We start from the raw sequence: 9107 nt of genomic DNA on the forward strand, positions 1-9107 counted from the left end.
GCCGGACCCCGTCGGGGGGCCGGCCCTCCGGCTTTTATGCCGGTACGGCGCTGCGCCGTGCCGGCACCCAGCAGCGGATGACGTCGCGTACGGACACGATGCCGACGGGGCCGCCGTGCTCCAGCACGATCAGATGCCGGAATCCGCCGCTGACCATGGCCTCCGCGGCCTCCTGGACGGTGGCCTGCGGGGTGCAGAACACCACGTTGTTGGTGGTGTGCGCACCCACGGACTCCCGGTCGGGATCGTGGCCCGCGCCGAGGGAATTGAGGATGTCGCGTTCGGTCAGGATGCCGATCCCGCTGTGGTCGGGATCGAGGACGACGGCTGCGCCGACGCGGCGGCCGGACATCAGGCAGGCCGCCTGCCGGAGGGTGTGGGCGGGTCCGAGGGTGAGGATCACGGTGCTCATGGCGTCGCGGACGAGCATGAAGAGAACCACCTCCTGTGGAGAGTCCCTCCGCCGCACTTAGAGAAGGTCTTCACAAGCGCACAAGCGGAGGAGTCCCAGATTCCCATGGACACGGAGTGTCATCAAGGGGGCGCACCCGGTTGTCCGGGTGCAGTACCCCGGCAGACCGGGACGGCTCAGGCGCGCGGGCGCAGATACCCCAGCATCTCCTCGTGCAACAGCCCGTTCGAAGCGGCCGCGTTCCCGCCGTGTACGCCCTCCGCGCCGTCCAGGCTGGTGAACCGGCCTCCCGCCTCCTGGACCACGACCGCGATGGCCGCCATGTCCCACAGGTTCAGCTCCGGCTCCGCGCACAGGTCCAGCGAGCCCTCCGCGACCATCATGTACGGCCAGAAGTCACCGTAACCGCGCGTGCGCCAGCACTGCCGGGTCAGGTCCAGGAACCCGCCGAGGCGGCCCTGCTCCTCCCACCCGCTCAGCGAGGAGTACGCGAAGGACGCGTCGCCCAGGGTGCCCACCTTCGAGACGCCGAGCGGCACGGGGGCACCGCCCAGCGCACCGCCGGCGTACGCGCCCCCGCCCTGCGCCGCCCACCAGCGGCGGCCCAGCGCCGGCGCCGAGACCACGCCGATCACGGGCCGGAAGACCCCGTCGGAGCCCTCCTCCATCAGCGAGATCAGCGTCGCCCAGACGGGTACCCCGCGCACGTAGTTCTTCGTGCCGTCGATCGGGTCCACGACCCAGCGGCGCGGACCGCTGCCCTTGAGCCCGTACTCCTCGCCCAGGATCGCGTCGTCGGGCCGCGCGGCCTCGATCCCGGCCCGGACGACCTCCTCGGCCGCCTTGTCCGCCTCGCTCACCGGCGTCATGTCCGGCTTCGTCTCGACCTTCAGGTCGAGGGCGCGGAACCGCTGCATCGTGGCGGCGTCCGCAGCGTCGGCGAGTTCGAGGGCAAGGCGCAGGTCATCGTCATACTCGGGCATGGCCGAACAGTATCGGGACCGCCCGGACCCGGCGAACGCCGTCCACGGTGCGGTCGGCAGGCGCCCTTGACAGGATCTGTCGGTCCGTCAACTCTGGCGGGAACGGCCGAGCGGGGAAGTCGAGCGGGGAGGCGCGCATGCCGGCAGCCCGGGAGTCCTTGCTGGAAGCGGCGGGGGCGGCGCTCCTGGCGCGCCCCTGGCCCTCCGTGCGGATGGTCGACGTGGCCGCCACCGCCGGGGTGTCCCGGCAGACCCTCTACAACGAGTTCGGCGGCAAGGCCGGCCTGGGCCGGGCCCTGGTGCGCCGCGAGGCCGACTGGTACCTCGAAGGGGTGGACCGGGTGCTGCGCTCCCCGGCCGGGGCGACCGAGCGGCTCGCCTCGGTCGCGGAGTGGACCGTACGGGCGGCCCGCGCGCGTCCCCTCGTACGGGCCCTGCTGACGGGGTGCTGGGACGGGAACTTACCGACCCCGCCCGGGCAGGGAGTGCGCCCCGGAGTGCCGGCCCCCGGCCCGGGGGAACTGGCCCGGGCCGTCCGCGACCGGGCCTCGGCCAGACTCGCCCCGGGGGAGGGCGCGCAGCGCTGCGAACTCGCCGTGCGCCTCGCGCTGTCGTACGTCATAGCCCCGGGCGAGGAGCAGGGCCTCGGTGAACTGCTGCGGCTGCTGCGCCTGCTCAGTGAGCCGAACCGGACAGCTGGAGGCCGATGACGCCCAGGATGACCAGCGTGATCGAGACGAGTTTGAGGGTCGAGACGAGGTCGCCGAGGAAGACCATGCCGTAGATGGCCGTTCCGGCGGCCCCGATGCCGGTCCACACCGCGTAGGCGGGACCCACGTCCAGTTTCTTCAGCGCCAGCGTCAGCAGGCCGAAGCTGCCCAGGGCGAAGCAGGCGAAGGCGATCGTCGGCCACAGCCGGGTGAATCCGTGGGACAGCTTGAGGCAGACCGCGAAACCGGTCTCCAGGATTCCCGCGACCACCACCAGCAGCCACGCCATGGCGCATGCCTCCCCGCGTCAGGTGACGTCGTGTCACGTGGTGCGATTATGCATTTACCAGACGTGGTACCCGGCAAACCCCTCCGGACGATCAGTCGCCTTCGCGGCGTTCGCGGGTCTCCAGCAGCCGCCGCAGCGAGTACAGCCGCGCCGGATCCGCGTGGCCGTCCTCCACCCACTTGTCGAGGGCGCAGTCCTTCTCGTCGTGGCTGCAGGCCCGCGGGCAGTCCTCCGTACCGGGAGCCAGGTCCGGGAAGGCCAGGATCACCCGGGAGGGATCCACGTGGTGCAGGCCGAAGGAGCGCACGCCCGGGGTGTCGATGACCCAGCCCTCGCCGTCCGGCAGCGGCAGCGCGAGCGCGGAGGTCGTGGTGTGCCGGCCGCGTCCGGTCACCGCGTTGACGTGCCCGGTGGCGCGCTGGCGGCCCTCGGCGACCAGCGAGTTCACCAGGGTGGTCTTGCCGACGCCGGAGTGGCCGACGAAGGCGGTGATCCGGCCGGCCAGGCGCTCGCGCACCCGGTCGGCGGCGTCCCCGGTCGCGAGCTCCTCGCGATTGGTCACCACGTAGTTCAGACCGAACGTGGAGTAGATCTCCAGGATCTTGTCCGCGGAGGTCAGGTCCGACTTCGTGAGCACCAGCAGCGGCTCCAGCCCCGCGTCGTACGCCGCCACCAGGCAGCGGTCGATCATCCGCGGCCGGGGCTCCGGGTCGGCCAGCGCCGTGACGATCGCCAGCTGGTCCGCGTTGGCGACGACCACCCGCTCGTACGGGTCGTCGTCGTCCGCGGTGCGCCGCAGGACCGACTTGCGCTCCTCGATCCGCACGATCCGCGCGAGGGTGTCCTTCTTCCCGGACAGGTCGCCGACGATCCAGACCCGGTCGCCGACCACCGCCGCCTTGCGGCCCAGCTCGCGGGCCTTCATCGCGGTGATCGAGCGGCCGTCGACCAGGCAGGTCAGCCGCCCGCGGTCGACGGTCAGGACGAAGCCCTCGGCCGCGTCCTCGTGCTTGGGCCGGATGGTGGTCCGGGGCCGGTTGCCCTTGGGGTTGGGCCGCTGGCGGATGTCGTCCTCGTCGGTGTGCTTGCCGTACCTGCGCATGTCGGGCCCTACGCTCCCGCTACCCGCGCGGTCTCGCCGAGCATCCCGGTCCACATCTTCGGGAAGTCCGGCAGGGTCTTCGCGGTCGTCGCCACGTTCTCGATCTGCACGCCCTCCACCGCCAGGCCGATCACCGCGCCCGCGGTGGCCATCCGGTGGTCGTCGTACGTGTGGAACACGCCGCCGTGCAGCGGGCGCGGGCGGATGTGCAGGCCGTCGGCGGTCTCGGTGACCTCGCCGCCGAGGCCGTTGATCTCCGCGGTCAGCGCCGCCAGCCGGTCCGTCTCGTGCAGGCGCAGGTGGGCCACGCCGCGCAGGGTGGACGGGGAGTCGGCCAGCGCGGCGACGGCCGCGATGCCGGGAGTGAGCTCGCCGACCTCGCCCAGGTCCACGTCGATGCCGTGGATCTTGCCGCTGCCGGTGAAGACCAGGCCCGCGTCGGTCAGCTCGCAGGAGCCGCCCATCTCCGTGAAGATCCGGCGCAGCTCGTCGCCGGGCTGGGTGGTGCGGCGCGGCCAGTCCGGGATCGTGACCGTGCCGCCGGTGATCAGGGCCGCCGCCATGAACGGCTGCGCGTTCGACAGGTCCGGCTCCACCACCATGTCGCGGCCCAGCAGCGCGCTCGGCGCGACCCGCCAGACGTTCGGCTCGCCGCCCGCCTCGGGGGTGTCGACCTGGGCGCCCGCCGCGCGCAGCATCTCCACGGTCATCCGGATGTGCGGCATCGACGGCAGGGTGGTGCCCACGTGCCGGACCTCGACGCCCTGGTTGAAGCGCGGCGCGGACAGCAGCAGGGCCGAGACGAACTGCGAGGAGTTCGAGGCGTCGATCTCCACGACGCCGCCCTCCAGCGCGCCGCCGCCCTGGACGGTCAGCGGCAGCGCGCCCCGGCCGTCGTCGTCGATCCGGGCGCCGAGGGTGCGCAGGGCGCTGATGACCTGGCCCAGCGGGCGCTCGTAGGAGCGCGGGTCGCCGTCGAAGCGGATGTCGCCGGCGGCCAGCGTGGCGACGGGCGGCAGGAAGCGCATGACCGTGCCCGCGTTGCCGACGTCGACGGTGGCCGGGCCGTGCAGGGCGGCGGGGATGATCCGCCACGCCTCGCCGCCCGCGCCGTCACCGGAGCTGGAGGAGGCGGTCTCCTCGATGCCGACGCCGAGCGCGCGCAGCGCGTCCGACATCAGCTGGGAGTCGCGCGAGCGCAGCGGGCGGCGCACCCAGCCCGGCTCGGCGGCGAGCGCGGCGAGGACGAGGGCGCGGTTGGTGACCGACTTCGACCCGGGCACGGTGACGGTGGCGTGGACGGCGCCGTCGGCGAGCGGGGCGGGCCAGAGGGCGGGGAGCGCGGGGGTCTCGGTCATGGCCCCCACTTTAGTGGCTCGCCACGGGCCCAGATCTTGATCGCGCCGCCGCCGCGGGCCCGGTCTCAGAGGTTGAGAAGCCAGCGGCCGCCGCCGATGAGCGAGCACAGCGCGACCGCGTGGAAGAGCAGCAGCCAGGCCACCGGGTGGACGTGCGTGAGCCGCCCCAGCTGGTCCGCGTCGGAATCCGGCGCCCCGCCGCCGCGGCGCTTGGCGCCCAGCTCGAAGACCGGCCGCACCCCGCCCAGCAGCAGGAACCACACCACCAGGTACGCGAACACGGCCTGGACCTCGGCCGTCGCGAACCAGGAGACCAGCACGAACGTGCCGCCCGTCAGCACCACCGTCAGGGCGCCGTACGCGTTGCGGATCATCACCAGCATCGCCAGCAGCAGCACGGTGGCCGCCCACAGCAGCAGCGTGATCCGGTGCGCCGACAGCAGCGCGGCCCCGCCCAGCCCGAGCAGCGAGGGCGCCGGGTACCCGGCGGCGGCCGTCAGGATCATGCCGAGCCCGGTCGGCTTGCCCCAGCTGACGGTGACCCCGCTGGTGTCCGAGTGCAGCCGGATCCCTTCGAGCCGCCGCCGGGTCAGCAGCGCGATCAGCCCGTGGCCGCCTTCGTGGGCGATGGTCACGGCATTGCGGGACAGCTTCCACAGCGGGCGCAGTCCGACGGCGGCCAGCGCGGCCAGGCCCGTCACGATCACCAGCCACAGGGCCGGCGGGGTCTGCAAGCCGGTGAGCCGGTCCCATATGCCGGCGGTCGTCGTGCTGTCCATAGAGTGGCGGACTCCTTGCGGTGGAGGGTGGTTCGGATGGCAGTGTGGCAGCCATGTGCGGACGGTATGCAGCGAGTCGTAAGCCCGAGGACCTGGCGGAGGCCTTCGGCGTCGAGCGGTGGGAGCCCGAGGAGACCCTGGCACCCGACTGGAACGTGGCGCCGACGAAGGAGGTCCACATCGTCCTCGACCGTCCCGTGAAAGACGCGGGGGATCCCCGTCCGGTTCGTCAGCTGCGCGTCGTGAAGTGGGGCCTCGTCCCCTCCTGGGCCAAGAACCCCGACGGCGCCGCCCGCATGATCAACGCCCGGTCGGAGACGCTGGCCGAGAAGCCGTCCTTCCGCCGCCCCTTCGCGCAGCGGCGCTGCATCGTCCCCGCCGACGGCTACTACGAGTGGGTCACCGCCCACGACGAGCGGCAGCTGGAGGTCGAGGGGAAGAAGAAGCGGGCCCGCAAGCAGCCGTACTTCGTGCTCCCCGCCGACGGCTCCGTCTTCGCCATGGCCGGCATGTACGAGTTCTGGCGCGACCCGGCCCTGCCCGGCGACCACCCGCAGGCCTGGTGGGCGACCTGCTCGGTGATCACCGCCGAGGCCGAGACCGGGCCGCTGGGCGTGGCCCCCGCCGAAGGGCCGGCCTCGCTCGCCGAGATCCACCCGCGGATGCCGCTCATGCTGACCCCGGACCGCTGGGACGCCTGGCTGGACCCGGCCCGGACGGACCCCGACGAGCTCCAGGCCCTGCTCGCGCCGCCGCCGGGCGGCCTGATGCGCGCGTACCCGGTCTCCACCGCCGTCAGCAACGTCCGCAACAACGGCCCGGAGCTGCTCCACGAGCTGGCCGCTCCGGAGGAGGGCACGCTGTTCTGACCGTGGGCTCGTGGGCTCGTGGGCTCGTGGGCTCGTGGGCTGGTGCGGTCGTGCGGTCGTGCGGATGTCGGCCCGCCCGGGCCGTCCGCCCCGGGCAGGATGGGTGCCATGACCACGCGTACCGAGAGCGTCGACACCCCGGCGGGCGAGGCCCGCATCACCTGGCACCCCGCGCCCGCCCGCACGGCCCGCCTCGTCCTCGCCGTGAGCCACGGCGCCGGCGGCGGGATCGAGGCCCGCGACCTCGGGGCGCTGGCCGCAGCCCTGCCCGCGCACGGGATCACCGTCGCGCTGGTCGAGCAGCCGTGGCGGGTCGCCGGGAAGAAGGTGGCCGCCGCTCCCAAGGTGCTCGACGAGGGCTGGCGGGGCCTGTGGCCGGCCCTGGCGGAGCCCGGGCTGCCCGTGGTGGCCGGCGGACGCAGCGCCGGGGCCCGGGTGGCCTGCCGGACCGCCGCCGGGCTCGGGGCGGCCGGGGTGCTGGCCCTGGCGTTCCCGCTGCACCCGCCGGGGCGGCCCGAGAAGTCCCGGGCGGCGGAGCTCACCGGAGCCGGGCGGCCCACCCTGGTGGTCCAGGGCGGCCGGGACCCCTTCGGGCGGCCGGAGGAGTTCCCGCCGCCGGACGCGCAGGCCCCGTACGAGCTGGTGGAGGTCCCGTACGCCGACCACGGCTTCGCCGTGCCGAAGAAGGCCGGTCCGACCCAGGACGAGACGCTCGCGGTGATCACCGAGGCCGTCGCCGCCTGGCTGACCGGTATTCCCCGCTGATCGCCCCTCCTGGGGCCCCGGCGTACGGAATCCGGGAATCCGCCGGGAATGCCGAGTGATTCCGATCACTTTGCGGCGCCCGCCTGACAGAGGCCGAAAACCCCGCCCCCGCACGGGAATGCGCGGCCCGAACCTTCTGTTGTGCCGGATGTCAGAACGTACGGGAACACGTCGGAGGAGAGGGAGCGCATGACCCAGGTCATCAGCCAGCACCGTCCGCAGGCGGCAGGCCTGGACTGGACGGTCCTGCCCGGGCCCAAGCGCGGCCCGCTTCAGGCGGCGGAAGGCCGGGATGGTCGACTATTCTCCGATTCGAGCGGGTCCGCTTTCGGAGCCGTCACGCAGTCGGAGGAGGTGGGTCCTGTCGCTGGGACCGACGAAGGCCACGCGGAGGAGACGACCCCGGAGCGCAATGCGCGCTTCGAGAGGGATGCCCTCGGCTACCTCGACCAGATGTACTCGGCCGCGCTGCGCATGACGCGCAATCCGGCCGACGCCGAGGACCTGGTCCAGGAGACGTATGCGAAGGCATACGCGTCCTTCCACCAATTCCGCGAGGGCACCAATCTCAAGGCGTGGCTGTACCGCATTCTGACCAACACGTTCATCAACTCCTACCGCAAGAAGCAGCGTGAACCGCAGCGCAGCGCGGCGGAGGAGATCGAGGACTGGCAGCTGGCGCGCGCCGAGTCGCACATGTCGACGGGGCTGCGTTCCGCCGAGTCGCAGGCGCTCGACCACCTGCCCGATTCGGACGTGAAGGAAGCCCTCCAGGCCATTCCGGAAGAGTTCCGCATCGCGGTCTATCTTGCAGACGTAGAGGGCTTTGCGTACAAGGAGATCGCGGACATCATGGGTACACCCATCGGTACGGTCATGTCGCGACTGCACCGTGGCCGCCGTCAACTCCGCGGAATGCTGGAGGACTATGCCCGTGAGCGCGGGCTGGTCCCCGCGGGCGCGGGAGAGTCGAACGACCTGAAAGGCTCGGGCTCATGAGCTGCGGAGAGCCGCACGAGACGGAGTGCTCCGAGGTCCTGGACCACCTGTACGAGTTCCTGGACCACGAGATGCCGGACAGCGATTGCACGAAGTTCGAGACACACTTCGGCGAGTGCAATCCCTGCCTGGAGAAGTACGGCCTTGAGCAGGCCGTCAAGAAGCTGGTGAAGCGCTGCTGCGGTTCGGACGACGTGCCGACCGACCTGCGCTCGAAGGTCATGGGACGGATCGAGCTGATCCGTTCCGGCCAGGCCGTCCCCGATCACGACGTGACCGCGGACCCCGCCACCGGCTGATCGAACAACCGCCCCTGGAAGTCCACTTCGTTCACCCGAAGGTGCTAATCCGGGGGCGCCCGTACGGCGCAATACGAAAATGTGGCCCGCTGCGCAAGGGGCCCCACCTATTCTCCCCAAACGGTGCCGGTGCGATGCGGCGCCGGATGTGCACCGCACAGGGGAGGAGAGCGCCATGCGGGTACTTCCGCCGGCGGCGCGCGGATACGTCCTGTGCGCCGTCCTCGCGGCATCGGCCTGCACCGCCCCGGCCCTCGCCGATCCCGGTACCCCCTGGACCGCCGTCGGGCTGCTCGCCCTCCTCTACCTCGGCTGCGAACTGGTCAAGGCCTGCCCGCTGCCGGGCGGCCGGGTCCCCGAGGGCATCGGCTCCTTCTTCCCCGTGGTCCTCGCCGCGGTCTTCCTGCTGCCGCCGGCCGCCGCCGCGCGCGTCGCGCTGCCCGGCGGGGTGGCCCAGGGGGGCGTGCGGGCGGCCGCCCCCCCCCCGCCGGCGGGGGCGCGGCGGGGAGCAACAACACGCGGACGCACCCCCAGAGAGAGGG

11 protein-coding genes and 1 pseudogene are annotated in these 9107 nt (G+C 72.6%); 6 read left to right on the forward strand and 6 right to left on the reverse strand.

What is annotated here, in order from left to right:
* Window positions 1-34: 34 nt before the first annotated feature.
* Together ACFXA3_RS25100 and hisN are read right to left on the reverse strand one after the other, a co-directional pair.
* Window positions 35-430, reverse strand: a complete 396-nt coding sequence (locus tag ACFXA3_RS25100) for a cyclic nucleotide-binding/CBS domain-containing protein (protein WP_054223172.1) — start codon at window positions 428-430, stop codon at window positions 35-37.
* 158 nt (window positions 431-588) lie between these two features.
* Entirely contained in the window at window positions 589-1395 is an 807-nt protein-coding gene (gene hisN / locus ACFXA3_RS25105; protein WP_385190385.1) for a histidinol-phosphatase, read from the reverse strand.
* A gap of 137 nt (window positions 1396-1532) precedes the next feature.
* On the opposite strand from hisN, the gene ACFXA3_RS25110 reads away from it, so the two are divergent.
* Complete coding sequence (locus ACFXA3_RS25110; RefSeq protein WP_385190388.1) at window positions 1533-2105, forward strand: TetR/AcrR family transcriptional regulator; 573 nt, start codon at window positions 1533-1535, stop codon at window positions 2103-2105.
* Here the strand turns inward: ACFXA3_RS25110 and ACFXA3_RS25115 are convergent.
* The 4 genes from ACFXA3_RS25115 to ACFXA3_RS25130 form a co-directional block, all read right to left on the reverse strand.
* Window positions 2071-2394, reverse strand: coding sequence for a multidrug efflux SMR transporter (locus ACFXA3_RS25115; protein ID WP_007266432.1), 324 nt, complete (start codon window positions 2392-2394; stop codon window positions 2071-2073). The genes ACFXA3_RS25110 and ACFXA3_RS25115 overlap by 35 nt on opposite strands.
* A gap of 91 nt (window positions 2395-2485) precedes the next feature.
* Window positions 2486-3496, reverse strand: a complete 1011-nt coding sequence (gene rsgA / locus ACFXA3_RS25120) for a ribosome small subunit-dependent GTPase A (protein ID WP_385190391.1) — start codon at window positions 3494-3496, stop codon at window positions 2486-2488.
* An 8-nt stretch (window positions 3497-3504) separates the two neighbouring features.
* Entirely contained in the window at window positions 3505-4854 is a 1350-nt protein-coding gene (gene aroA / locus ACFXA3_RS25125; RefSeq protein WP_385190393.1) for a 3-phosphoshikimate 1-carboxyvinyltransferase, read from the reverse strand.
* A 65-nt stretch (window positions 4855-4919) separates the two neighbouring features.
* Window positions 4920-5633, reverse strand: coding sequence for a M50 family metallopeptidase (locus ACFXA3_RS25130; RefSeq protein ID WP_385190396.1), 714 nt, complete (start codon window positions 5631-5633; stop codon window positions 4920-4922).
* A 53-nt stretch (window positions 5634-5686) separates the two neighbouring features.
* On the opposite strand from ACFXA3_RS25130, the gene ACFXA3_RS25135 reads away from it, so the two are divergent.
* From ACFXA3_RS25135 to ACFXA3_RS25155, 5 genes and pseudogenes are all read left to right on the forward strand, one after another.
* Complete coding sequence (locus tag ACFXA3_RS25135; RefSeq protein WP_385190399.1) at window positions 5687-6502, forward strand: SOS response-associated peptidase; 816 nt, start codon at window positions 5687-5689, stop codon at window positions 6500-6502.
* Window positions 6503-6610: 108 nt separating this feature from the next.
* On the forward strand, window positions 6611-7267 hold the full coding sequence (locus ACFXA3_RS25140; RefSeq protein ID WP_385190401.1) for an alpha/beta family hydrolase: 657 nt from the start codon (window positions 6611-6613) through the stop codon (window positions 7265-7267).
* A 354-nt stretch (window positions 7268-7621) separates the two neighbouring features.
* Window positions 7622-8266: a sigma-70 family RNA polymerase sigma factor gene (locus ACFXA3_RS25145; protein ID WP_008741505.1), complete on the forward strand. Its 645-nt coding sequence runs from the start codon at window positions 7622-7624 to the stop codon at window positions 8264-8266.
* Window positions 8263-8565, forward strand: a complete 303-nt coding sequence (gene rsrA / locus ACFXA3_RS25150; RefSeq protein WP_053784609.1) for a mycothiol system anti-sigma-R factor — start codon at window positions 8263-8265, stop codon at window positions 8563-8565. The genes ACFXA3_RS25145 and rsrA overlap by 4 nt, the downstream gene beginning before the upstream one ends.
* A gap of 175 nt (window positions 8566-8740) precedes the next feature.
* A pseudogene (locus tag ACFXA3_RS25155) lies at window positions 8741-9107 on the forward strand (hypothetical protein); the annotation flags it as partial.

Origin of the sequence: Streptomyces sp. NPDC059456, from assembly GCF_042750055.1 — a bacterium.
Taxonomy (GTDB): domain Bacteria; phylum Actinomycetota; class Actinomycetes; order Streptomycetales; family Streptomycetaceae; genus Streptomyces.

What these genes read in the sequence shown, in the direction of transcription:
- ACFXA3_RS25110 (WP_385190388.1), top strand. Translation starts at nt 1,533, where the DNA reads ATGCCGGCAGCCCGGGAGTCCTTGCTGGAAGCGGCGGGGGCGGCGCTC.
- ACFXA3_RS25100 (WP_054223172.1), bottom strand. Translation starts at nt 430, where the DNA reads ATGCTCGTCCGCGACGCCATGAGCACCGTGATCCTCACCCTCGGACCC.
- ACFXA3_RS25130 (WP_385190396.1), bottom strand. Translation starts at nt 5,633, where the DNA reads ATGGACAGCACGACGACCGCCGGCATATGGGACCGGCTCACCGGCTTG.
- ACFXA3_RS25135 (WP_385190399.1), top strand. Translation starts at nt 5,687, where the DNA reads ATGTGCGGACGGTATGCAGCGAGTCGTAAGCCCGAGGACCTGGCGGAG.
- ACFXA3_RS25115 (WP_007266432.1), bottom strand. Translation starts at nt 2,394, where the DNA reads ATGGCGTGGCTGCTGGTGGTGGTCGCGGGAATCCTGGAGACCGGTTTC.
- ACFXA3_RS25140 (WP_385190401.1), top strand. Translation starts at nt 6,611, where the DNA reads ATGACCACGCGTACCGAGAGCGTCGACACCCCGGCGGGCGAGGCCCGC.
- rsrA (WP_053784609.1), top strand. Translation starts at nt 8,263, where the DNA reads ATGAGCTGCGGAGAGCCGCACGAGACGGAGTGCTCCGAGGTCCTGGAC.
- aroA (WP_385190393.1), bottom strand. Translation starts at nt 4,854, where the DNA reads ATGACCGAGACCCCCGCGCTCCCCGCCCTCTGGCCCGCCCCGCTCGCC.
- rsgA (WP_385190391.1), bottom strand. Translation starts at nt 3,496, where the DNA reads ATGCGCAGGTACGGCAAGCACACCGACGAGGACGACATCCGCCAGCGG.
- hisN (WP_385190385.1), bottom strand. Translation starts at nt 1,395, where the DNA reads ATGCCCGAGTATGACGATGACCTGCGCCTTGCCCTCGAACTCGCCGAC.